This is a genomic window from Acinetobacter sp. CWB-B33, from assembly GCF_039655955.1.
Taxonomy (GTDB): domain Bacteria; phylum Pseudomonadota; class Gammaproteobacteria; order Pseudomonadales; family Moraxellaceae; genus Acinetobacter; species Acinetobacter bouvetii.
On record NZ_JAGFEU010000005.1, the window covers coordinates 129,863 to 153,940 of the forward strand.

22 protein-coding genes and 1 pseudogene are annotated in these 24,078 nt (G+C 43.5%); 11 read left to right on the forward strand and 12 right to left on the reverse strand.

The genetic code is table 11. The features are described from left to right. Positions 1 to 75: 75 nt before the first annotated feature. Positions 76 to 930 (reverse strand): MaoC/PaaZ C-terminal domain-containing protein, encoded by an 855-nt coding sequence (locus JZ784_RS14280; RefSeq protein ID WP_346315309.1) that lies wholly within the window; start codon positions 928 to 930, stop codon positions 76 to 78. Between the two features lie 156 nt (positions 931 to 1,086). Further along, complete coding sequence (locus tag JZ784_RS14285; protein WP_346315310.1) at positions 1,087 to 2,478, reverse strand: 3-oxoacyl-ACP reductase; 1,392 nt, start codon at positions 2,476 to 2,478, stop codon at positions 1,087 to 1,089. A 240-nt stretch (positions 2,479 to 2,718) separates the two neighbouring features. Between JZ784_RS14285 and JZ784_RS14290 the strand changes: the two genes are divergently transcribed. Beyond that, positions 2,719 to 4,260: an acetyl-CoA C-acetyltransferase gene (locus tag JZ784_RS14290; RefSeq protein WP_346315311.1), complete on the forward strand. Its 1,542-nt coding sequence runs from the start codon at positions 2,719 to 2,721 to the stop codon at positions 4,258 to 4,260. 58 nt (positions 4,261 to 4,318) lie between these two features. On the opposite strand, the gene JZ784_RS14295 is transcribed toward JZ784_RS14290, so the two are convergent. Together JZ784_RS14295 and aceI are read right to left on the reverse strand one after the other, a co-directional pair. Further along, complete coding sequence (locus JZ784_RS14295; protein ID WP_346315379.1) at positions 4,319 to 5,446, reverse strand: OmpW family outer membrane protein; 1,128 nt, start codon at positions 5,444 to 5,446, stop codon at positions 4,319 to 4,321. Positions 5,447 to 5,672: 226 nt separating this feature from the next. Next, on the reverse strand, positions 5,673 to 6,098 hold the full coding sequence (gene aceI, locus JZ784_RS14300) for a chlorhexidine efflux PACE transporter AceI (RefSeq protein WP_265464977.1): 426 nt from the start codon (positions 6,096 to 6,098) through the stop codon (positions 5,673 to 5,675). Between the two features lie 130 nt (positions 6,099 to 6,228). Here aceI and JZ784_RS14305 point away from each other — a divergent pair, with 130 nt between their 5' ends. The 4 genes and pseudogenes from JZ784_RS14305 to JZ784_RS14320 form a co-directional block, all read left to right on the forward strand. Beyond that, complete coding sequence (locus JZ784_RS14305) at positions 6,229 to 7,119, forward strand: LysR family transcriptional regulator (RefSeq protein ID WP_346315312.1); 891 nt, start codon at positions 6,229 to 6,231, stop codon at positions 7,117 to 7,119. An 89-nt stretch (positions 7,120 to 7,208) separates the two neighbouring features. Beyond that, positions 7,209 to 8,198, forward strand: coding sequence for a transaldolase (gene tal / locus JZ784_RS14310; protein ID WP_005009112.1), 990 nt, complete (start codon positions 7,209 to 7,211; stop codon positions 8,196 to 8,198). Positions 8,199 to 8,267: 69 nt separating this feature from the next. Beyond that, the gene (gene leuE / locus JZ784_RS14315; RefSeq protein ID WP_346315313.1) at positions 8,268 to 8,918 is read left to right on the forward strand and encodes a leucine efflux protein LeuE; all 651 of its coding nucleotides are present in this window, start codon (positions 8,268 to 8,270) and stop codon (positions 8,916 to 8,918) included. A gap of 132 nt (positions 8,919 to 9,050) precedes the next feature. Then, positions 9,051 to 10,223, forward strand: a pseudogene (locus JZ784_RS14320) (benzoate/H(+) symporter BenE family transporter); the annotation flags it as partial. Between the two features lie 60 nt (positions 10,224 to 10,283). On the opposite strand, the gene JZ784_RS14325 reads toward JZ784_RS14320, so the two are convergent. From JZ784_RS14325 to JZ784_RS14335, 3 genes are all read right to left on the reverse strand, one after another. Continuing rightward, positions 10,284 to 10,844, reverse strand: a complete 561-nt coding sequence (locus tag JZ784_RS14325) for a TetR/AcrR family transcriptional regulator (RefSeq protein ID WP_346315314.1) — start codon at positions 10,842 to 10,844, stop codon at positions 10,284 to 10,286. Next, positions 10,844 to 11,188 carry an SMR family transporter gene (locus JZ784_RS14330; protein WP_005009106.1) on the reverse strand — a complete coding sequence of 115 codons (345 nt, stop codon included), beginning with the start codon at positions 11,186 to 11,188 and terminating at the stop codon, positions 10,844 to 10,846. Before JZ784_RS14330 ends, JZ784_RS14325 begins: the two co-directional genes overlap by 1 nt. Before the next feature lie 86 nt (positions 11,189 to 11,274). Further along, a complete protein-coding gene (locus JZ784_RS14335; RefSeq protein ID WP_346315315.1) occupies positions 11,275 to 12,270 on the reverse strand; it encodes an alpha/beta hydrolase in 996 nt (331 codons plus the stop codon). 263 nt (positions 12,271 to 12,533) lie between these two features. Here JZ784_RS14335 and JZ784_RS14340 point away from each other — a divergent pair, with 263 nt between their 5' ends. Together JZ784_RS14340 and JZ784_RS14345 are read left to right on the forward strand one after the other, a co-directional pair. Beyond that, a complete protein-coding gene (locus JZ784_RS14340; protein WP_346315316.1) occupies positions 12,534 to 12,977 on the forward strand; it encodes a universal stress protein in 444 nt (147 codons plus the stop codon). Positions 12,978 to 13,074: 97 nt separating this feature from the next. Then, entirely contained in the window at positions 13,075 to 13,521 is a 447-nt protein-coding gene (locus tag JZ784_RS14345) for a universal stress protein (protein ID WP_005009096.1), read from the forward strand. Between the two features lie 53 nt (positions 13,522 to 13,574). Here the strand turns inward: JZ784_RS14345 and JZ784_RS14350 are convergent, their stop codons facing one another. From JZ784_RS14350 to pepN, 3 genes are all read right to left on the reverse strand, one after another. After that, complete coding sequence (locus tag JZ784_RS14350) at positions 13,575 to 14,024, reverse strand: RDD family protein (protein ID WP_346315317.1); 450 nt, start codon at positions 14,022 to 14,024, stop codon at positions 13,575 to 13,577. 116 nt (positions 14,025 to 14,140) lie between these two features. Then, the gene (locus tag JZ784_RS14355) at positions 14,141 to 14,356 is read right to left on the reverse strand and encodes a hypothetical protein (RefSeq protein WP_005009083.1); all 216 of its coding nucleotides are present in this window, start codon (positions 14,354 to 14,356) and stop codon (positions 14,141 to 14,143) included. Positions 14,357 to 14,668: 312 nt separating this feature from the next. After that, entirely contained in the window at positions 14,669 to 17,278 is a 2,610-nt protein-coding gene (gene pepN / locus JZ784_RS14360) for an aminopeptidase N (RefSeq protein ID WP_346315318.1), read from the reverse strand. Between the two features lie 687 nt (positions 17,279 to 17,965). Between pepN and JZ784_RS14365 the strand changes: the two genes are divergently transcribed. From JZ784_RS14365 to thiM, 3 genes are all read left to right on the forward strand, one after another. After that, positions 17,966 to 18,229, forward strand: a complete 264-nt coding sequence (locus JZ784_RS14365) for a hypothetical protein (protein WP_346315319.1) — start codon at positions 17,966 to 17,968, stop codon at positions 18,227 to 18,229. A 188-nt stretch (positions 18,230 to 18,417) separates the two neighbouring features. Then, positions 18,418 to 19,584, forward strand: coding sequence for a hypothetical protein (locus JZ784_RS14370; protein ID WP_346315320.1), 1,167 nt, complete (start codon positions 18,418 to 18,420; stop codon positions 19,582 to 19,584). Positions 19,585 to 19,659: 75 nt separating this feature from the next. Continuing rightward, complete coding sequence (gene thiM / locus JZ784_RS14375) at positions 19,660 to 20,547, forward strand: hydroxyethylthiazole kinase (protein ID WP_346315321.1); 888 nt, start codon at positions 19,660 to 19,662, stop codon at positions 20,545 to 20,547. Position 20,548: 1 nt separating this feature from the next. Here the strand turns inward: thiM and JZ784_RS14380 are convergent, their stop codons facing one another. Beyond that, positions 20,549 to 21,280: a hypothetical protein gene (locus JZ784_RS14380; RefSeq protein ID WP_346315322.1), complete on the reverse strand. Its 732-nt coding sequence runs from the start codon at positions 21,278 to 21,280 to the stop codon at positions 20,549 to 20,551. Positions 21,281 to 21,605: 325 nt separating this feature from the next. Beyond that, positions 21,606 to 23,126 (reverse strand): TerC family protein, encoded by a 1,521-nt coding sequence (locus tag JZ784_RS14385; RefSeq protein ID WP_005009067.1) that lies wholly within the window; start codon positions 23,124 to 23,126, stop codon positions 21,606 to 21,608. A gap of 474 nt (positions 23,127 to 23,600) precedes the next feature. Between JZ784_RS14385 and JZ784_RS14390 the strand changes: the two genes are divergently transcribed. Next, positions 23,601 to 24,065, forward strand: coding sequence for a MarR family transcriptional regulator (locus tag JZ784_RS14390; protein WP_005009065.1), 465 nt, complete (start codon positions 23,601 to 23,603; stop codon positions 24,063 to 24,065). The last annotated feature ends 13 nt before the right edge of the window (positions 24,066 to 24,078 follow it).

Consider the following 24,078-nt stretch of genomic DNA (forward strand, 5'->3'; position numbering starts at 1 on the left):
TTGGCCTTATTTATTTCCCGCATTATTACATTTAAAAAGCCTAAATCATCTCTGATTTAGGCTTAGTTTTTTCTCTTACAGCGCTTTGACTGAACCAGTCACATGCGGTTTTTGACTCTTCGCATTGCGAATCAGAAACGCGGTATCTTTGCCTTGTTCCGCCGTTAAAAATTCAACTTTAGACGGCAAGTACATCGGCAATTTAAACCAAACGTCTGCTTCATACGCCTCTGGCAAATTCAAATTAGATAGGGCTTTTGCTTTACTCCACATGCCATGCGCAATGGCCTGTTTAAAACCAAAGGCTTTTGCCGTCACGGCATGAATGTGGATTAAGTTGAAATCACCTGAGGTCATCGCATAGCGGCGGCCACTATTTTCAGACACATCCCAAGTTGCAGCCAATTGATATTCAGGCACTTTGCTTTCCGCAGGTTTGGCGCCAGCGCCGCCATTGGTTTTTTGACGCGCTAAATAGGTTGTTAAAGCTTCTACAACAACTTCATTGCCTACTTTTGCAGTGGTAATAAAATCAAACTGCACGCCTTTATCATGCGGTTTCAATTCACCGAATTTGCAGGATAGGCTCAGCTGCTCATTCACACCCACTTTGCGGTGCTGCTTGATTTGGTTGCGGATATGTACTAAACCTAAAACAGCAAACGGAAACGCTTCCCGCGTCATCATGTGCATTTGCAGGCTCTGTGACAGCACAGCTAAATAGATGGCAGGAATATAGCCATTATTTTTAAAGCCGCACACTTCGTTATAGGCTTTGAGATGTTTTGCATCGGCTTGAAATGAATCCACCACATATTCAACTTGCGGCAGAACTTTTTCACCTTTCGGCTTTTTAAAAATCAAACCTTGAATGACTTTTGGATAAGCCAAATAAGGTTTTGGCAGCTGACTGAAATGGCGAGTATTCATACTGAACCTTTGAGAAGTTTTTATTTCAATGTTTTAAAATCCCCTTCTCCCTCTGGGAGAAGGCTGGGATGAGGGTAGCCCCATGTCCCTTTATAGTAAGTTTTTACCTCTCCCTAACCCTCTCCTTAAAGGAGAGGGAATTTTAAGAGGGATTCATTAAGCCCCTAACAAGCTTTGACCGCACACGCGAACCACGTTGCCGTTCAAACCGGTAGATGCTGTAGATGCAAACATAGCAATCGTTTCAGCAACATCCACTGGCAAGCCGCCTTGGCTCATTGAATTCATACGGCGGCCCGCTTCACGGATTGCAAATGGAATGGCTGCTGTCATTTGCGTTTCAATAAAGCCAGGAGCAACGGCATTAATGGTTACACCATTTTTAAGCAACGGCGCAGTAAACTTCACCACACCAATCACGCCAGCTTTAGAGGCAGCATAGTTGGCTTGACCCAAATTGCCCGCAATACCTGAAATAGACGATACGCAGACAATACGGCCATTCGCATTGAAACCGTCATTATTCAGCAAGTAATCATTTACACGCTCAATGGCAGACAAGTTAATGTTAATCACCAAGTCCCAAAGTTCCGGCTTCATATTGGCCAAAGTTTTGTCGCGGGTAATGCCGGCGTTGTGCACAATAATATCCAAACCGCCCTGCGCTGCTGCGGCATCTTTAATTTTTTGACCGGCATCCGCAGCGGTAATATCAATGGCTAGTGTTGAACCGCCAATTTCACCTGCGACACGGTCAAGGTCTGCCTGCTGCTGCGGTACATCTAGGCAAATCACATGTGCGCCGTCACGTGAAAGCACATGTGCAATCGCCTCGCCAATGCCGCGGCTCGCGCCAGTGACAACAGCCGTTTTACCCGCAAGCGGTTTTGCCCAATCCACATCTACAGTGTTTGCTTTAGAGACACGGATGACTTGACCTGAAACATAGGCAGAACGCGGAGATACCGTAAAACGAAGTGCAGACTCTAAGTTTGCTTCAGCACCAGCATCAACATAAACCAGATTAGCCGCAATGCCTTTTTTAAACTCTTTACCGACCGACTTCACAAAGCCTTCTAATGCGCGCTGTGCAATGGCCTGTTTTACCGTAGGCGCAGTTTCTGGTGTTGTGCCGACAACCACTACGCGGCCAGACGCCTGAATTTGACGCGCAATTGGATTGAAAAATGCGTACAGCTCATGCAGCTGCTCAGAATTTTCAATGCCTGACGCATCAAAAACCACGACTTTAAATTTAGATTCTTTGTCGCCTTCATTGAAGGCGCCAAGGTTTAAACCTGCTTTGGCCGCAGCCTGCTGAAGTTCAGGATTGTTTCCTGCATAAGCATTTGCATGAATATTGGCCAACACTTGCGCAATAGATGCAGACAGCGGACTGTTTGACGCTGCGCCTACAAGTACCGCACCTTTTACCACAGGAGTAGCAGACTCAAAACGCTCTAGGAAAGTCGGTGCAGGCAAACCTAAATTTTTGATGACAAATTTACCAATTGGAGATTTTGAGAAAGCTTGGTATTGGTCAGTCATGTTTGTATCTCTCGAATAAATTAATTTTTTGATGGCTTTGAAGATATCCTTTTAACTTCAATATGATGTCAGTGACTTATATTTCAATAGATCCATCAGTGTCGTTAGAATAATACTTGAGTTGCAGTTTTGATGACTTGACCTGAAAGCTTTCTGCAATGTCATTCTAGTCAATTCAGCCCCTCATTGAATATGTTAATGTACTGTCCAGAAATACTTTTACATGCTTGGAAAAGCCTTATGAGCAAAACAACTCAAGAAAATCCAGCAGCCGAAAATTCTGCTGAACCCGCTGTGTCAAAACCATCAAAAACCACAGCTCCGCGCACAGCAAAAAAACCAGCGCCTGCGGCAAAGTCAGCAGCTGCTGCAGCTAAGCCGGCCCGCCCTCGCGCAGCGTCTGCACGCAGCTCCAGCAAGAGCCCAGCTTCGACAACTGCAGTGCCATCAAATACAGCTTTAAAACAAACAACTCAAACTTCTGTTCAACAGGATAAAACCATGAGCCAAAACATTGTCCGTCGCGTTGCTATCATTGGCGGCAACCGCATTCCATTCGCCCGCTCTAATGGCGCTTATTTCACTGCATCAAATACAGACATGTTTACTGCAGCATTAAATGGTTTAGTAGAACGCTTCAACCTGCAAGGCCAGCGTTTAGACGAAGTGGTTGCTGGCGCAGTTTTAAAGCATAGCCGTGACTTTAACATGACTCGCGAGTGTGTATTAAATACTGAACTTGCTCCTGAAACACCTGCTTACGATATTCAGCAAGCTTGCGGCACCGGTTTACAAGCGGCCTTCCTTGTTGCCAACAAAATTGCCTTGGGTCAAATTGAAGTCGGTGTTGCTGGCGGTGTAGATACCACTTCTGATGCGCCAATCGCTTTCGGTGACGGCCTGCGTAAAGCTTTGCTTGAATTGAACATTGCGAAAACTGGTAAAGACCGTTTAAAAGCTTTAACTAAAATCAATCTGAAAGATTTAATGGATGCGCCTAAAAATGGCGAACCGCGCACAGGTCTTTCAATGGGTGACCATCAAGCCATTACAGCGCTTGAATGGGGTATTCCACGCGAAGCGCAAGATGAGCTGGCTGCGACTTCACATCAAAAAATGGCTAAAGCCTACGAAGAAGGTTTCTTCGATGATTTGATTACGCCATTCCTTGGTTTAGAGCGCGACAATAATTTGCGCCCTGAATCTTCAGTCGAAAAACTGGCGAAATTAAAGCCTGTTTTTGGTAAAGGCGACGGCCGCACAATGACTGCCGGCAACTCTACGCCTTTAACTGACGGCGCATCTTGCGTGCTTTTAGCCTCTGAAGAATGGGCGAAAGCAAATGGCCATGAAATTTTGGCTTACTTAAGCTTCCAAGAAACAGCGGCGGTAGATTTTGTAGGTAAAAAAGAAGGTTTGCTGATGGCGCCTGCTTATGCAGTTCCGCGTATGCTTAACCGTGCTGGCATTAAGCTTCAAGACTTCGACTACTACGAAATTCACGAAGCATTTGCTTCTCAAGTATTGTCTACGCTTAAAGCGTGGGAAGACCCTAAATTCTGTAAAGACCGCTTAGGTTTGGACGCACCTTTAGGTTCAATTGACCGCACTAAGTTAAACGTGAATGGTTCATCTTTGGCTGCAGGCCATCCATTTGCTGCAACGGGCGGACGTATTTTAGCTACAGCTGCAAAACTGATTAACCAAAAAGGTTCAGGCCGCGTATTAATCTCGATCTGTGCGGCTGGCGGTCAAGGTGTGACTGCGATTGTAGAAAAATAATCCTTTATGCTTGAAAGTAAAAAACCGCTCTGATGAGCGGTTTTTTACGTATTGATGTTTAGAAGCGGTATCCGACACCTACATAAGTAATTAAAGGATCAATATCAATTTTAGTGGTGCCATGAATCAATTGTTGGCCTGTAGATTCATTCACAACATTGATCGTAGTTTTATTATTCAATTTAGCATAAGAAACTGACGCCACACCGTACCAATGGTCATTCAAATCATAAGTAAAACCAGCGGTAATAATTGGTGCAATTGCATCATCAGCATCAACGTCTACACGCATTGCTCCAGAGGATACTTTGCCATCTAGCGCTGCCCCTGCTTTATTATCTAAAACATTTTGAATCATATGACCCGCAGCTTCCAAATCTGATCGAATCTCAGGATTTAGCTTAATGTCATTAAAATAAGCATACATCAGACCAACACCCACATACGGTCTAAATTTATTTACACCACTTTTACCAAATTGATACTGTGCTTCCAATGCAGGTGTCCACGCACGTACAGTTGCAGCTTTAGACTTATTTCCCAGATTTGTAATAGGAATATCCTGCAATAGATCCAGCCTATCACCTGTGATAGGCTTTACATCGTCTCCAGGAACAGCAAATCCAGATAAAGGTGCTTTAATTTCTCCTACACCCTTGATATCTACTTTGGGAGGAATCCCTCCAATCAACTGCAATGACACATTATCATTGATATAGTAATTTAAGGTTAAGCCTAAGGTATCTACATCCTCTGCTTCCAAGCCAGTTCCACCCTGTGTCCATTGCTCGAGACCATCAATTGTTGCTTCACCAGTAATTTCACTTGCAACAATATTATTTTCGTCGGCAAAACCTAATAGCTGCCCCATTGATGGCACAGGCTTTCCAGTATCAGGATCAATAATATATTCTCCTGTATCTGGATCCTTTGGATTATCAAAGACCATATTCAGAATTTCTTTGGCATTTTCTCCAGTTGTTAATTTTGCGTTTGGATTAATTGAGTTAAGAAACGCTCCTGCTGAAATTGCACCAACGGTTGAAGTCGTTCCATTTGCTACTGCCGTATTAATATTAAATGGATTGGCTTTTCCTTGCGGCATGACATGCAGCCAGCCTGCAGAAACCGAAAAGCGTTTAAAATTCCCCTGTGTGGCTGCGACCCCTGCCTGTGTTACACCCATTAAAATTAATGGCACAGCAACTAAGCCTAATTTCATTGTCTCATTCCTTTTTCGACATGATGAATTCATAAACAAATTTATTTTTAGAATAACCATCACACTAAGTGGATAATTACGCTTATTTTTTGTTTACATTTTTTATCTTATGTTAAAAAAGGAATGGTTTTTATATCCACAAAAACCCAAGCATGTCATTTTGGGCCATTGTGTTGCTTTTACATGAAATTTATTGATATTTAGGCTGATATCCTAAGCGTGCTTCTAAATGGTCATAACACCATTGGAAAATAAATGTATAAACTAAAATGCACATGGTCATGCTGAAATCCAGCAGAATAGCCTGCCAAATACTCATTTCCATGGCATACGCCACCATCGGAATCGTCGCCAGCATTAACCCGCCTTCAAAACCAATAGCATGTAGCATACGCACGCCAACAGTTCTTTTTAACTTTCTTTTTGCTTCAAATTTTTCAAAAAAATTATTGAAAATCATGTTCCAAATCACAGAAGTAAGCGCCATTGCAATTCCCAATGTGCCAGTCACTTCCATCGGAACTTCAAAAATAAAACTGAGCGCGATAGCAATGATCACCAACAGGATGATCTCATAGCTTAGCGCATGAATAATCCTTCTCTTGGAAATCAACATTTTAGACTCTCTTCTAGATCATTAATATGTGATGCATTTTATTTTCATTAAATTGATTAATCCAGTTAGATTCTTTCAATATATTTGATAGATTAGATGCACATGAATGCATAGCCACTGCAGGGTGCCCATGAACATCAATCAAGAACAGCTCCTTATTTTCAAAACAGTCATGCAGACAGGATCTTTTTCAGCCGCAGCGCGCAAACTGGGAAAAGTCCCTTCTGCCGTCAGCATGTCCATCGCCAATTTAGAAATTGATTTAGACCTCAAACTTTTCAACCGTGCTGGCCGTGAACCTGCTCCAACTGCACAGGCCATCACGCTATTTGAAAAGACTGAACAATTGCTGATTGAAATGAACCAATGGAAACAGCATGCTTTGGCGCTTAGTTCTGGCCTAGAGTCTGCATTAAACATTGTGGTGGTTTCTGAACTGCTGCACACCCATTGGACCGATTATATCGCGGCGCTGGAAAAACAGTTTCCTGAGCTGCAAATCAATATTTTCACCGCGCCGCAGGAAGATGCACAAAAAATGCTGGTTAATGGAACAGCTCAATTTGCCTTGATGTTTGAACGAGAACAGCTGGAAAGTAATGAGCAGTTTATCGAGCTTAAGCGCCAGGCTCTGGTTCCGGTCGCATCCAAAGATTATTTACTTGCACAGTATGCAAAAATTAGTTTTGAGCAAATTCTGCAGAGCCGTCAAATTGTGGTGGCCAGCCGCGACCGCAGCATTAAGCCCGAACTGCTTTATTCAAAAAATTACTGGCGCACGGATAATCATCATTCTGCCTGCGCCATGATTTTGCAAAACCTAGGCTGGGGCGTGCTGCCCGAAGCCATGCTGAATGAAAACCCCTTGCTGAAACAGCAGCTGAAAATTTTAAACTTCACAGACTTCACTCCAAAATTTGAATACTTTGTCGATTTAGTCTGGAATCGTGAAAGCCAGCAAGGCGCAGCTGCTCGTTTTTTGATTAATCACATCAGAAATCTGCGAAAAAATACATTTTAGCAACGATGGGTTTATGCAAGGCGCTTGGGTTAAATCAAGTTTGTGATATAAAAGAACGTACAGGCAATAACTTTAAGAATTAGATATCAATGACACAATCTGCATTAAACCAATTAAAAAGCATGACGACGATAGTTGCAGACAGCAGTGACTTATCTGCAATTGAAAAATTTCGTCCTTTGGATGCAACCACGAACCCTTCGCTTATTACCGCGGCAGCCAATCAGACTGAAAATAAAGAACTGATTGAAAATGCTTTTGCTCAAGCCAAAGAAGAAGGTTATGCAGGCGATGAATTAATTGAACGCACTATTGATATTTTGACCGTCAAATTTGGGGTTGAAATTTTAAAATTGATTGAAGGCCGGGTTTCCACTGAAGTCGATGCGGCCCTGTCATATGATACAGAGGCAACCATTGCCAAAGCGAAAGAATTGCTTGCGCTTTATAAACAGTACGGTATCGATCAAAAGCGCATTTTAATTAAAATCGCTTCAACATGGGAAGGCATTCAAGCCGCCAAGGCCTTGCAAGCGGAAGGCATTAACTGCAACTTAACCCTGCTGTTCGGCCTGCATCAGGCGCAGGCCTGTGCAGAAGCCAACGTCACGCTGATCTCACCTTTTGTGGGCCGTATTTTAGACTGGTATAAAAAAGCTGAAAATGTGGACAGCTATCCGATTGATAAAGACCCTGGCGTACTCTCAGTCAAACAGATTTATCATTACTACAAGCAAAACGGCATTAAAACGGAAATTATGGGAGCCAGCTTCCGCAGCACAGCACAGGTGCTGGGCCTTGCCGGATGTGATTTATTGACCGTATCGCCGAACTTGCTTGCCGAGCTGGAGCAGGATCAGCAGCAAGTTGATTTGCAGCTCTCTGATGATCACGCGCAGCCGCATACAGATCACCCTATTGCCTCACTGGATAAGGCGTCATTTAAAGCGCAGCTGGAACATGACTTGATGTCTTTTCAGCTGTTGCAAGGCGGCATTGATGGCTTTATTAAAGCCCGTGAACAATTAAGTACACTGCTGCGCCAATCTTTCGGCCTTGATGCAGAAATTCAAGCTTAATAAATTTCATCTTTTTCTATAGGCTGATGCGGCTATAATGCCCCATCAGCTTTTTTATGCGAGTTTGGCGTGTTCGGCATCACCGATTTAACCACCTATATTATTGGGACAATTTTAATTGTGCTGCTGCCAGGCCCAAACTCAATTTATGTCATGACCATTGCCTCACGCTATGGCGTTAAGGCAGGCTATATCAGCGCTTTTGGCGTCTATACTGGCGATATGATTCTGATCATTTTGACAGCGCTGGGCGCGGCCTCATTGCTGCACGCATTTCCATGGCTGTTTATTTTGCTGAAAGTGATTGGCGCGGCCTATTTAAGCTATCTGGGCATTAAACTGCTGCTGGCATCCTATAAAACATGGACAGCCACTGCCGCGCCTGAGCAGCTTTTGCAGAAACAGGAATCTCTGGAACAGCTGCACCCATTCCGTACCGCGCTCACTATCAGTATTTTAAATCCTAAAGCGATTTTATTTTACTTGTCATTCTTTGTGCAGTTTGTAGACCCGGCTTATCCATATCCAGCGCTCACCTTTACGGCTTTAGCCATTGTTCTGCAAATCATCAGCATGAGTTATTTAACCGTGCTGATTTTTTCTGGCGCCAAACTCGCTTCGTACTTCAGCAACCGCTTGAAACTGACCGCATGCTGTGTCGCTTCCGTCGGATTGCTGTTTTGCGGTTTTGGGTTAAAGCTTGCAACATCTTCTCTCTAAATCAATGATTCTGTTTTTATAGAAATACTCAATTAATATAAGCGCCGGAATAATTTTTCAGCCTTTCAGCAAAAATATGAATCGCGTATGATTATTACGCTTTTCAACCAATAGTAGGCGCTTCAGCAGCAATGGATTATGCAAAAAATTCTAAATGACTTTTCTGTGCCTGCAGTCTTTGCAGGTTTTATTACCTTTTTGGTCGGTATCAGTGTTTCTGCGGTTTTGGTGATTGAAGCCGCACAGACCTTGGGTGCTTCTACTGAACAGATCACCTCCTGGTTTTGGGCGCTCGGTTTAGCCATAGGTTTAAGCGGCTTACTTTTATCGTGGAAATTTAAATACCCAGTGGCGACCTCATGGTCTACCGCAGGGCTGGCTTTAATTTTGGCGACTGGCAGCGGCTACAGCCTGAATGAGGCGATTGGCGCATTTTTCGTTTGCGGCGTATTAACGGCAGCCCTAGGCTTTTTAGGCATTTTCCAAAGAGTTCTATCTTACATCCCGCAAAGTCTAACCAGCGCCATGCTGGCGGGTGTGCTGCTGAAATTCGGCATTTCCTTATTTGCCAGCATGCAAAATGAATGGGCCTTTATTCTTTCATTGCTGGCAGCCTATATTCTGTCAAAACGCTTTTGGCCACGCTACAGCATTGTCATTACCGTAATCGCAGGCATTGCGCTGTGTCCAGTATTTTTAAAATTCAGCATGCCGGCCATTCAAATCGCCATGGCAAAACCGGTTTGGGTTTCTCCTGCCTTCAGCAGTTCAGCCATTTTGGGACTGGCTTTGCCTTTATTCGTTATTAACATGGCATCACAGTATCTGCCGGGCCTCGCAATGATCAAAAGCTACGGCTATCAGCCCAATGTGAATCAGTTGATCGGCTGGACAGGCACGGCGCAGGCCATCTTTTCCCCTTTCGGCAGCTACAGCGTCAACATTGCGGCCATCAGCGCGGCCATCAGCCTGGATGACCAAGTGCATCCCGATCCGGCTAAACGCTACATAGCCGGCATGAGCTGCGGTTTCTTTTATATTGTCATGGGCATCTTCGCGGCGACACTCACCAGCTTTTTAATGTCTTTTCCCGCTGTTTTTATTACAGCGCTGGCGGGCATTGCCCTGCTGGGAACCATCAGCCACAACATTGCCATTGCTTTTCATGAGCCGTCTGAACGTGAAGCCGCGCTGCTTACCTTCTTATTCAGCGCATCTGGCATTCAATTTTTTGGGATTGGCGCCGCATTCTGGGGACTGATCTTCGGCTTTGCCGTACATTGCATTTTAAAATTCAAGAAATAAAACGCAGTCAATCCGCAAAGCTTCAAATAAAAAAGCATCACTAAGCGATGCTTTTTTATTTTACTGTTTCATATAAGTGCGGTGCAGCAGCTCTTGCCGCATGCGCATCATCTCCTGCGTGCTTTCTGAACAGGCAAAAACGTTCAGCCACACCCCATCCGCAGCATAACGCAATATTTGAAGCTCCATGCTGCTGTCTGTCTGCTGATGGCGCGCCAAACGCCCATGCAGCCACTGCAGCCAATTCGTGTTAAAGGCATGATCTGTCAGCATGGTCATGGATATAGCAGACCAGAGCGCACCGATCCCTGAATGATCATCCTGCAGCGTAAAGTAAATATATGCCCGGGTAAAGCTGCCGATAGCTTCTGGATCATTCTGCATATATACATCTATGGCTTGATCCAGCCGAAATAAAACTTCATGCACCATCGCATCCAGCAATTTTTGCTTATTGGAAAAATGGTGAAACACTCCACCTTTGGTTACGCCAGCCAGATCAGCAACCGCCTGAATAGACACACCGGATACCCCCTTCTCAGAGGCCAATTGAATCGTATGTTCCAAAATTTTTTGACGGATTAATTCAGGCGCCTTTTTACGCTGATGGGCATTTTCCATTAGTGACCTGCTGCATTTGAAAAAAGATTAATGACCATAACTCCAGAGACAATTAAGCCAATACCAATCAGCGCGGCTGCATCCAGACTTTGACGGAAAACAAAGTAACCAATGAGCGCTGTTAATACAATGCCGACACCCGCCCAAATCGCATAGGCAATGCCCAGAGGAATCACTTTAATAACCTGAGACAGCAAATAAAAGGCGATGCAAAATGTAATCACCACCACGATTGAAGGCCCTATTTTGCTAAAGCCTTCAGACTTTACTAAAAATGTTGAGCCTGTAACTTCCGAAATAATGGCCAAAGCCAGCATGCCATAAGCCATGTACACAGAATTCATAAACCTTCGACCAATAAAACATACCATTTGGTAGGTATGTTACGCATTTATAGAATTTATGCAAGCGCATCTTGCTTATCTGCCAATCACGGCGTCAGCTGATTTAAAAATTCAACGGTCCTATCAAAAGTTTGCTGACTGGCTTTTTTACTCATCATGAATTGATACTCATGCACCAGCAGTTCTTTCGAGTCCGGATAAAAAGCTTCGGTAACCGGCACTTGATTGGCTTTCAGCGTTTCAACAAAGGGCAGCGATTGCGAGGCGGTTAAAAAGTCTTTATTTCCCCCGCTGATAAATACAGGCGGATAATTCTGATTAACATGCTGACGCGGAGATATGCTGGATAAAAATTCCGCATCATTTTTGCGTTCGCCTGTATACGCCTGCACTAAATTATTAATGCCCCATTCCAGCAATCGAATTTCATCTGGCGCTGTCTCTACAAAATGATTTAAATCATAAATGCCGCAATGCAAAATCAAGCCCTGCAGCTGTTTTCTATTGATTGCTGGCTGAAAATTCTGTGATTGAGCATAGTCAGGATTCGAAACAAAAGCCGCATAATGGCTGGCCATATTGGCGCCTGCTGAATCGCCTGCCAAATACAGCTTACTGGCATCTATATGATATTGAGCAGCATTCATTTGAAGATAAGATAAAGCCTGATTAATTTGATGCAGCTGAGTTGGATAAACCGCATCGGGCGCAAACTGATATTCAACAGCGACAACATTATAACCCTTTGATGCTAAAAGTTTAAAATATCCTCTTGCATGCTCTTTTGAACCGGAAATCCAGCCGCCGCCATGAATCCATACCACGGTTGGGCGTGCGCCAATTTCTGCAATATATTCAGGCTGGTATACGTCCATATGCAAATTCGGATTAGCCATATACTGAATATTGTTGTAGACCAGCACATCTTTCGGAGCATGCTTATCGATAAATTTTTTCTGAATATTGGTGGATGCATTAAAAACACCGGCAATGAACTTTGTACCGCTTTGGGTGTTTTGGCATGCTGTTAAATTCAGCATTAAACTGCTGCTAAACAGCGCCATCACGATTTTTGAATGCATCAGCCCATCCTCAAAAATAAATCGATTTTGATATGCTATTTGCCTGAATCTGCTAAAAAATACAAGTCTTTGTTTTCATGAAAAACTTATTAAAACCAATCGCCGCAGTCAATTTTATTTGACAGTTTTTTGGCATTTTCATCCAAAAATTAATTCTAATTTAATGAATTTACAATCTTTTTCATAATATTAAATTGAACCCTGCCGCACAATATGCTATCAATTAAGCATAAGGTCATAACAATATCTTTGGAGCTTCTCCCATGTCATATAATCAAATTTTAGTGCCAGTTGACGGTTCTCAAATCTCTTTTTCTGCAGTCAAAAAAGCAGCTCAAATTGCGAAAGCCTTTAACAGCAAACTGACTTTAATCAGTTTGGTGGCTGAAGATCCATTTACTGATGCAGATTTCTATTATTCTTCGGCCATTATGAAAGAATATTTTGTGCAGGCGCATGAAAATGCAACGAAATCACTCGCGGATGCGCTGGAAATCGCAAAGGCTGAAGGCGTAGATGCTGAAACTCAAATCATTAAAGGCCAAGTATCTGCTGAAGGCATTGCAGAAACGGCATCTGAACTTAAGGCCGATTTAATTGTGATGGGTTCACATGGCCGTAAAGGCTTCCAAAAAATGCTGCTTGGCAGTTTTGCACAAGACGTGCTGCGCAATACCGAATTGCCTGTCCTAATCATTAAGTCTTAATGATCACAGCCCGCCTTTTTGGCGGGCTTTTGCTATGCAAAAAATTATCTCTAAAAATTACCAAAAAGCTTAAAACTTAAATCATGAGGAGCAGCGCATGACAACTTATCAGCATATTCTTGTCCCTATAGATGAATCTCCAATTTCCTACGCTGCCGTAGAACAAGCTTTGGCTTTAGCGAAATCTTTGAATAGCCAAGTCACGATTATGAGTGTGATTGCAGTAGACCCTTTTGTAGGCGTCGACTTTTACAAAGTCGCTCCAGCGATCACTGACTATTTTATGCAGGCTGAAAAAACAGCCAAAGAGCGCTTAGAAGAAATCAAGCAATCGTTTGTCCGCGATAACATTGAAGTCGATGTCAAACTGATTCATGGAGTTTCTCCATCTGAAGGCATTATTCAAATTGCAGATGAAGTCAGCGCCGATCTCATTATTATGGGTTCACATGGCCGTACAGGCATCAAAAAGATGATGCTGGGAAGCGTCGCGCAAAATGTGCTGACTCAATCCCCTATTCCTGTCTTGATTGTCAAAATCTAATGGCATGAATGCTAAAAATCCCTCTCTGGAGGGATTTTTTATGGCGCCGCATGCTACTCACTGCTGCGGATGACAACCGTATTGGCCATTTTGTCATGCCAGCCCTGCTTTCTTTTATCAAAGGCAATCCAGAAAATGCCGATCATAAAAACCATCATCGCGGGGAAATACCCGATATAGCGGATAATCGACTGCTTAAGATTAATGTTCTTGCCGCTCTGAGCATCAACAATTTTCATTCCCATCAGAATTTTGCCCGGCGATGCTGACCACAGCAGCCAAACTGCAACCGTATAGGCAAAAGGCAAAATATAATTGATAAAAATATCCATCCACAGCATTTGCGGCTGCTCTGACAGGCCCGTAGCAAAAATACGGTCCCAATCTCCACGGTAAACCAGCCACAGCAAAGGATATGTTGCTGTCAGCACAATGACCGTATCAATCAGTGAAGCGCCGGCACGCGACCAAAATCCTGCATATTCAACATCTGAATCCAGCATTTTTTAATCCTGTTTTTGTTATTTTTCCAATCTACCCGAATTTTCTTGAATACTCGAGCTATTCGCAGCGCTGAAAGCAAAAATCCCTCTGCTGAGGGGTTTAAACTGCCATGCAGTTATGATTTGCTGATCGTTTGATGCAAATTTTGCAGATATACTTCCGCCTCTATGCCATTCGTAAAATGCTTTTCATAGAGTCCCGTATGCTGCGCGCTATTTGGCGTGTATTCTACAGCCACGATAAATGCGCCATCTTGCGCACTTTTAGAAATTCGAACTGCAATAATATGTTGAGAGTTTAAATAAAAACCATCTTCAACTTTAACTAACATGACTGCCTCAGCTTAATAACATGGACTGCCTGCTGCACACCATGCATCAATCAGCCTATCTGTTAATAATCTAAATAATTAAAAACCGGAGCAATGATTTTACTCCATTTCTGTGATTTATTTAACACTTTTCACATAATTCAGGATTATTTCGTTAGTTGTGATTAACACTTCCGGCGCTTAAACCGATTGCAGCAAAGGCTCAGCGTCCGTATGCATGGCCAAATCGAATCCTCAGATGCGGCGGACATCATCAAATAAAAAAGCCCTTCAGCCTGTTTTATGGTGAAGGGCTTTTTTTGCATAAACAGCTTAGACGTTGAGCATGCTGTTTAAAGTTTCAGAAACGTTTTTAGATTTCACTTGCGGTTTAAGCGCCTCAAGTTCCGCTTTTACTGCGCTGCGCTGCGGTTCTGCCAAGGTATACCAGCGTGACAATGCCTGCAGCAGGCGCGATCCGACAATCGGATTTTTTTCGTCTAAATATTTCGCCAAATTAATAAAGTGCTGGACGCCAAAGCTCCAGGTATTCACAGGATTGGCATTTAAACCGCCACTGACTGAACGGATGCGGTTTGGCACACCCAAATCATAGTCTGCATGCGCAGTCAGATATGCTAATGTTGCTGCCGTAGCTTTTGGATGCGCGGCCTGCACCATAAACCATTGGTCCAAAGACAGCGCTTCATCTTTAAAGCGGTCGTAAAAGTCTGCCAAAGTCTCTTTTGCCTGCGGCGCATCATTCCACACCAATACGCGCAATGCGCCTAAGCGCTCAGACATATTGCCAGTCAATTGATACTGCTGATGAGCCAGATCAAATGCCTCTGTATCGCCTTGACGCGCCATCATGCTCAGCATGATATTTTTCAGCGCGCGCACGCCCATTGCCTGAGAAAATTCTTTCTGACTGTCCGGATCAAGTTCTAAATAAGTTTCTTTGCAGAATGAACCAAATTCACGCGCCAGCAGTTCCAGCAAGGCATTGCGCTTTTCTTGAATCACTGCCGGATTGTAGTTTTCATCAATGCGGCTGCCCAAATAACCTTCTGAAGGCACATCAAAGATACGCGATGCCAATAATGGATCTTTTTGAATTAAGTCAGGCACGGTATTTTTCATGGCCTGAATATAAATTTCAGCGGCATGGTCATTCAGCAGAATACGGTCCAGCAATGTCTGCGCGGCCTGCCATTGGTTAAAGCCATTGGTTTCATACTGCATGAGGAATGCAAGCTCATCATCTGAATAATTGAAATCCAGATTCACTGGCGCAGAGAAATTGCGCAGCAATGAAACAACCGGTTTCACAGTGACACCGGTAAATTCAATCTCGGCCTGGTCTTGATCGAAGAGATACACGCCATCTTTCACGCCATTTTCAAACAGCGCTTCAGCATTCAGCGTCAGCTGCTCGCCAGTTTCGGCATTGAACAGCGCCAAAGCGACAGGAATTGGCACAGCTTTCAAGTTCGGATATTTCGGATGCGCTTTTAAACTTTGCTTGAAGCTTAAACGGTACGTTTGAGCGGCTGCATCATATTCACCTTTCGCCTCAAGTTTTGGCGTGCCCGGCTGGTTATACCAGATCAGGAAGCTTGCAAGGTCTACCCCTGAGCCTGCTGTTAAAGCGGCCACCCAGTCTTCTACCGTAACCGCCTGGCCGTCATGACGCTTAAAGTATTCATCAGTCCCGAGTCTAAATTTTTCTTTGCCCAGCAAAGTCGACATCATGCGGTTAATTTCTGCGCCTTTTTCATAGACTGTTGCTGTATAGAAATTGTTGATTTCGACAAAGTGGTCAGGACGCGGCGGATGTGAAAGCGGGCCTGAATCTTCTGGAAACTGATGCGCTTTCAGCACGGCAACATCATCAATACGCTGTACCGCCGCCGACTGCAAATCTTCTGAGAAAGACTGGTCGCGGAAAACCGTCAAGCCTTCTTTAAGGCACAGCTGGAACCAGTCGCGGCAGGTAATGCGGTTGCCTGTCCAGTTATGGAAGTATTCGTGCGCAATCACCGACTGCACGCGCATGATTGCGGCATCTGTAGTGTATTCTTCATCAGCCAGCACACAGGAAGTATTAAAAATGTTCAGGCCTTTATTTTCCATTGCACCCATATTGAATGCGCTGGTCGCCACAATCATGTAATTGTCTAGATCATAAGCGCGGCCATAGTGCTCTTCATCCCATTGCATCGAGTGCTTCAACGCATCCATTGCAATGCGGCATTTTGGAATGTCTTTTTCTTCGGCGTAAATTTCTAAAGCGACATTGCGGCCTTCCGAAGTCACATAATGATCTTTCATCACGGCCAAATCGCCAATCACGCAGGCAAATAAATAGCTGGGTTTCTTTGTTGGATCCTGCCAAACCGTATAGTGGCGGCCTTCGCCCGCTTCACCGGCTTCAATCAGGTTGCCGTTGGCCAAAAGCACAGGGAATTTTTTATCGGCTTCTACACGCGTTGTGAACACAGACAGTACATCTGGGCGGTCAGGATAGAACGTAATTTTACGGAAACCTTCAGGCTCATTTTGCGTGACAAACAAATCACTGCTGGCTTTGTATAAGCCTTCCAGCTGGGTATTGGATTCGGGGTGAATAATGACCTGCGTTTCAATCACGGCTTGATCTGGCGCATTGGCAATCACCAGCTGTTCAGCATCTAAGAAATACTCAGTTTCTGAAAGAACCCTTCCATTGACTGCAATAGATTTCAACTCCAGATCCCGGCCCAGCAGAATCAAATCACCTGCAGTCTGACGCTGCATGACTAATTTTGCATTTACCTGAGTGCGGTCATCAAAAGCTTGAATATCCAGCTCAATCGAATCAACCAGAAAAGACGGTTTTTGATAATCTTTTAGATAAACAGTTTGGTCTGCTTCGACCACAGGGTTTGCTGCAATATTCATATAATGTCCTGATCCTTTGCTCAGCCGAGACAGCTATTTCTTATCAAAAATTGTGAATGACTTGATCATACGACAAGTTTTTCAAGCTGTCTGCGCATTTACTTTGTTTTTTATATGGGACTCAAACCGTGATTTTCAATTCACCGGGTCAGTTAATTATCTCTTCTGGCTTATAATTTATCCAAGAACCCATTAGGTAATCTAAAGCCTGTGATGCGTGCCCGCTTTTACGCCGCCAGTGCACTATTTTCAAACATTAGGGCATGCTATGTATTGTGATTTTCAGGCGTCCCATTTTTCCAGCCATTGCGTTAAGGCGATATAAATAAAAGCATCGCACTGGCAGATGACAGGCCATTTGCATTTCAACCATTTTAAATCAGCTGAATCCGGCTAATGCCAGCAGATGCAATTAGGCGCACAGTTCCACTGCACCGCCTGCACAGCTGAAAAAATCAAAAGATGGCGCAATTTTAAGAGTTTTCAGCATTCACACTCAACGGACTCCTCTGGCTGCCAAAGCCATTTCCCGGCTTTAATAAAACTAGGTTTGCGCAGTCCACTTTTCACACTTTATTAAATTCCTACAAATCTTTCCAAAGCCATACATTTTGTGCACGATTATTGCTTGTATATAAATGTGCCAAGTTCACTATAAAACTAAATCAGTATAAAAAGAGGTGTAAGATGTATTTAAAAGACCATATCGTCCGCGTTGAAAACATCAAGACCCTGCAAGCGCTTGATGCTGCAAATATCGATCACAAAGTCATCGCAATGTTTATGACATGTGAAGGCATTCCCCTGCAGGCCTTTGAAGTCAGCGCCATCATCAACGGCTATGATGCCTTAGGCTCAAAAAGAGTCACGAGTAAAAAGGCGCGAGCTTTAATTAATGCAAAGCTTATCGGACAGGAGGATGAATCTTTACCATGCCCAGCCGCATACTGAGCTTTTAACCAGCCGCCTTTACACATAGCGGCTAGCCGCTGTACAGAAGTTGCCCTCATTCAACCCACCCAAGAGCTGATGCATTCAGCTCTTTTTTATGCGGCATCACTTCTCGGAGATGAATCAGCCCGCTGAAATAGATTTGCTGTGTATAATAAAATGCTATCCCCTTCAAAGATGCTGCGCATATGCTTCAAATTCTCCAAAAGAAATTAGATGAAAGTACACAGTGCCCTTTGTGCCGCGCATCTATGTATTGGGTGGAAGCAGAACAGTTTGACCAAGAGCTGAACTACCATGAATGCAGCTATTGCGAACACAAGGTCTATCAGGATAAAACGCTGAATTGCCATTGCGCCGCCTGCCAAAGCAACCGCAAGAAACTGATCAAAGAAGCGCTGCATCAGGAAAGCTACAAGCAGAAAATCAAGGGCAAAGATAAAGACTTTATAGAATTTGAACTGACGCAATTGAGTTTTATCCAGAAGCTGTTTTTGTTATCCATTTTAGATGATCAGGTTTTTGAAAACTCGCGGCATGACGAGTTTATAGATTGGGAAAAAATCAAATACGCCCCAATTTCGCCCAATTATCTGTATCAAAAAAGCCTCATGAAACGCATGATTGATCAGCATATCTTGACACTGAAAGATGATGCCTCTGAATCTGGCCAATATTATATTAATGTGCGTTTAGACGGCTATTCAGAACCCAGCTTATACAGCATCACGCACCGTTTGCGCTTATGGTTTTATGAAAATTTATCGCAAGGGATTCCTTTCAAAAGTTCAGATGAAGTTAAAGATGCCATCTATGAAGTGCTGTATGAAAAAATTGTGCAGTTCATTCAGTTTTACTGCAAACTTTGGCAAGTGCAAATTTCTGGCAATAACAGCTTCAGAACATTGTGTTACCGCTTGCTGGACAGCCTTGCCGTCGGTCAAATTTTTTATTTAATGCAAACCGCGCTGGATTACCTGCATCAGCAAAAGCTGCTGCAGCCGCGCAATGAAAAGTTCATCAACACCAATTTATTAAAGAAGACAGTCCAGCAATACCGCGAACGCAGCCTGGAAGAAAAATGGGTGACATCGACCCTGCCTCATCCGCCGCAGCTGCAGATGTCCAAAATGGTTGAAGTTTTATTCTTCCGCTTTTTAAACTGCGATGAATCTGTATTCGTGCAGCCGATTTGGAAAATTTGGGAAAAAGTTGAGCCGCGCCTTAAATTTTATGCTTTAAAACGCTGCATGCATTGCGGATCAGATGAATTAAACGTGGATTATGATGCAGATAATCATGTAACGCTGTTTTGCCGCAGCTGCAAGCATCAAGACCATTATTTTACCCGCTAACTGCCGCGCATTTGCTTTTGCGCAAAACTGACTCTTAGATATTTCATCTTTCAGCCGTGAAAGGGAGAACGCCAAATGAACCGATCTGAACAGCTGAACAGCACCATTCTCAAAACAGCGCACAGCAGCCTTCTAGACTTAACTGCTCCTTTGCTGCAGCAAGTGATTGATGCATGGACTGAACTGAAAACACAGCAGCCCTTGGTGCATATTATCACCAATGGCGTCGCGAATAATTATGTCGCCAATGTATTATTGGCCGCCGGCGCATCGCCCGCAATGATCGACAACCCTTTTGAAGCCGAAAGCTTTGCCAGCATTGCCAGCGCGATTAATCTCAACTTAGGCACGCCCACCTCAGAGCAAATGCAGGCTATGCAAATTGCAGCGCAAACTGCGCAAAGCCTCGGAAAAATTTGGGTGCTCGACCCTGTAGGTTACGGCCCTGTCTTAAAATGGCGTTCGGATATGGTCGATAATTTACTGCAGTATCAGCCCTCAGTCATACGCGGCAATGCATCAGAAATTGGCGCACTGGCAGGCAACCAGATTCAGTCTAAAGGCGTAGACAGCACCATCAGCAGCGAATCAATTTATTTGCAGGCGCAGCATTTATTTGAACATGCCGAATGTATTGCTATTTCTGGCGAAGCCGATTTTATTTTGTCTAAAGAATTGAATGCCGTGATTCAAATCAATGGCGGCTCTTATCTGCAGCCTAAAATCACCGCTTCCGGCTGCGCCTTAGGCGCCTTAACAGCTGCTTATTGCGCAGTGAGCAGCACCATTACTGCTGGCGCCATGGCTGCCCATATTCACTTTGCCATTGCAGGCAAAAAAGCATATGAACGCGCCAATACTGTCGGCAGTTTCAATGTGGCCTTTTTAGATGAAATTTATGCCTTGAATGAGGAAGATTTATTGCAATACAGTGATTTCAGCATATTGCCCTTAGAAGGCTGACTCACTTGACTTTACGGTCGGCAGCCAAATTGAAAATGGTTTCGCAAATCGTGCTGAAGTCTAAACGGCAAACACACATCAGCCCCTTGCCATCAAAATAATCAGGCACATGCTGCAAAAAAAACTGATTATGCGAATTTGCACGGTTGCGCAGCCGAACCAATTGTTCAGGCGTGACTTTAGGCATGTTGCAAGGATGAACAATAATATTCTCACCTCGAACCTCTGCCCCGGAATAGCGGCTTTGCATCAAATTCAATATATCAGCATGCGCTTTCGGCATTTTCCGGCCTGCGCGAGGAAAAAAATTAACTGAACGCGATGTAAATAAGGTGTAGATTTTGGGCTGCATAAGCGTCGTCACAAACCATAAGGGCGTGAATGGATTGCGCATACGGTAATTCAGCGCAACGCGTATGGCTGAATTCAAACTGCGGCTGCGGCCCCTGTATTCAGTTAAAAAGCCTGCTCTTGAACTGATAATGAAAATGGCTTGCTCATTCATTTCCAGTTTTAAGATGGAAATAATATTCTGCCCCACCAGCTTTCCGCGATGAAAATACTGCACAATTGGAATAGAGACTGCAGTTGAATCGTAGAGACAGCTGTAGAGCTGTTCAAGGGTGGAGGTTGGAAATATGAGCTGCTCTAAAGCCCAAATTTTCTGAAATTGAAGATGTTGTTCTTCTTGTGCCAACTGAACGAAATCAATCACACTTTCTTTAATTTTCATTAGAGAAATTCCAAATTATTATTTTATTCATTATCCGCAATGCATCAGCACAGCATTTTATGTCATATAGCGGTTTTATTCCGCACGCTTCGCCAAGAAGATGAGCACCTGAAATGCACACAGAAGCTCAATCCAATTTTATAATTAAATGCATCTATTCAGATTGATGCAAACTTTATACTCGAATCCGCATCAAAAAGTAAACGCTCGCCTTTGAATAAAATTCAATTTTCAGGTCAATGCAATTTAGTCATCAGAATGCCAGCCTATTCTTGAATAAGCCGGCATCTGCAAATTCATACGCGCGACAAGGCGTATTTAAGCGTTAAGCTTGGATATGCACCGATTTAATCCGGTTGCCTTCCATTTCGGTCACTTTAAATTGAATGCCTTGGTAATTCAGCACAGTGCCAAGTTCGACATGGCCCTGCATCTTATCTAAAATCAGGCCAGACACGCTTATATAGCCAGCATCATCTTCGACTAAATCCAGCATGCCCAGCTCCAGTTCCAGCTGGTATAGATCCAGCATCCCGGAGGCTTTCCATTCCTTCTCGCCCAGCTTGACCAAATCCAGCTGTTCATCTGCATCAGGAAACTCGCCTGCAATTGCCTCAAAAACATCCAGCGGCGAAATCAAGCCCTGAACATTGCCAAATTCATCCGAGACCATGACCAAAGAACCTTTCGACGTGCGCAGTGTATTAATCGCATCAATCACTTTCATCTTTTCAAAGATATAAATTGGACGGTGCTTTTTGATCAGGTTTTTCAGCTCATCTTCATCATCTAAAACATCCAGCAGCTCTTTCGCGCGGACAATGCTGATGACTTTATCCAAACTGCCGCGGCAGACTGGAAATAAGCTATGCGGCACTGAAAGCACCTGTTCACGGATTTTCTCTGGCGAATCATTCAGATCGACCCAAGAAATCTGGCTGCGCGGGGTCATAATTGACGCCACTGAACGCTCTGCCAGAGTCAAAACACCGCCAATCATGTAGCGTTCTTCTGCGGCAAAAGCTTCTTGCGCCTGCTGATGCTCAGGATTGTCTGCAGTTTCAATTTTACCGCCCATCAGCTTTAAAATGCTGTCGGCAGTACGGTGACGCAGCGGAATTTTTGACTCATGCTTTGCCACATTCCGCTGGGTAAACTGATTAAAGGCTTCAATCACAATAGCCACGCCAATACCTGAGTAGATATAGCCTTTTGGAATATGGAAACCAAAACCTTCCGCAATGAGGCTGATGCCGATTAAAAGCAGGAAACTCAGGCACAAAATGACAACTGTTGGATGACGGTTAACAAAGCTTGTCAGCGGTTTAGAGGCAAGCAGCATCACGGCCATAGCGGCAATCATCGCAGCCATCATGACATAAATATTATCCACCATGCCAATGGCGGTAATGACCGAATCCAGAGAGAATACCGCATCCAAAACCACAATTTGCGCAACGACTGCTGTAAAGCCAGCATATACAACGTTTGTCGCAACTTTGAGCTCAGGCTTTCCTTCTATTTTTTCATGCAATTCAGTGACAGCTTTATAGACTAAGAATAAGCCGCCGAATAGTAAAATGAGGTCTCGGCCTGAGAATGTCCAATCAAAGACGGTAATAAGCGGTTTGGTCAATGTGACTAACCAAGAGATGGCAAACAATAAGCCCAATCGCATAAAAAGTGCGAGGGAAAGGCCAACAACACGCGCCTTATCGCGCTGTTCTGGCGGGAGTTTTTCAGCCAAAATTGCAATAAATACCAGGTTATCAATACCTAAAACAATTTCAAGGATAATTAAAGTGATTAAGCCGACCCATAAACCCGGGTCCATTAAAAATTCCATTAAAAAACATCTCCAAAACAGTGCATTGAATAACTTTTTTGAAGAAAAACAGATAGACCTACGCTCGGCGAGGGATCCATAAAAAAAACCTTTTCAACTAAAGACACTTCATTATGCACAAACTTTGATTTTTGTATCGTTTTTTTGTGTTTTTTCCTCTACGCCTTCCTTTATTTTTAGATCTGCACCTAGAGGGCTTATTCCAATCATCTCAGGATTTACAGCTAGCAAGGTTTCTCATTGATCTCATCATAAAATTAGAGGCAGATTCACAGATAAAACAGATCAATAGAGACCGCCATGATCAATGGTTCACAGCAGTTTTGATTTATTTAAAATATTACAAAAGGAAATCCCAATGATAGATTTTCCTTCTTTGATTATATTTGATAAAAATCTATTGATATTGCACCATTATTTTTCATAAAATGTCGACTCGTTAAAATAAAATTACAAGAAAATTGGGGACTTTAAATGACGAAAAAATATGCAAAATTCTTACCATCCGGTGACGACTTTAATTTAGAAGACTTTCCATATTATTGGGTCACGCAAGTGCATGCTCAATACGTATTAAATGTCGATCACGCTTTGAAGAAATACGGTGTAGATAACTCAAGACGGCGCATATTGCTTGCGCTGAAATCCAAACCAAATGCCAGTGTTTCAGATCTTTCTGAAATGGTGGTATCCAAAATGTCGACCACGACAAAAATTGTCTACCGCCTCAAAGATGAAGGCTTCGTCAACACCTACTCTTGTGAAGACGATGCGCGCATTACTCGTGTGGTGCTGACTGAAAAAGGCCACCTAATGACGCAAAAAATTAACGACTTAATGAATGTTGTGCTGGAACAGTCTTTTGAAGGCCTGACACCGCTTCAAATTGAAAAAATGATTGAAAGTTTAAAACACATTTTTAAAAATCTTTCACGTTAATATACAGTCGATA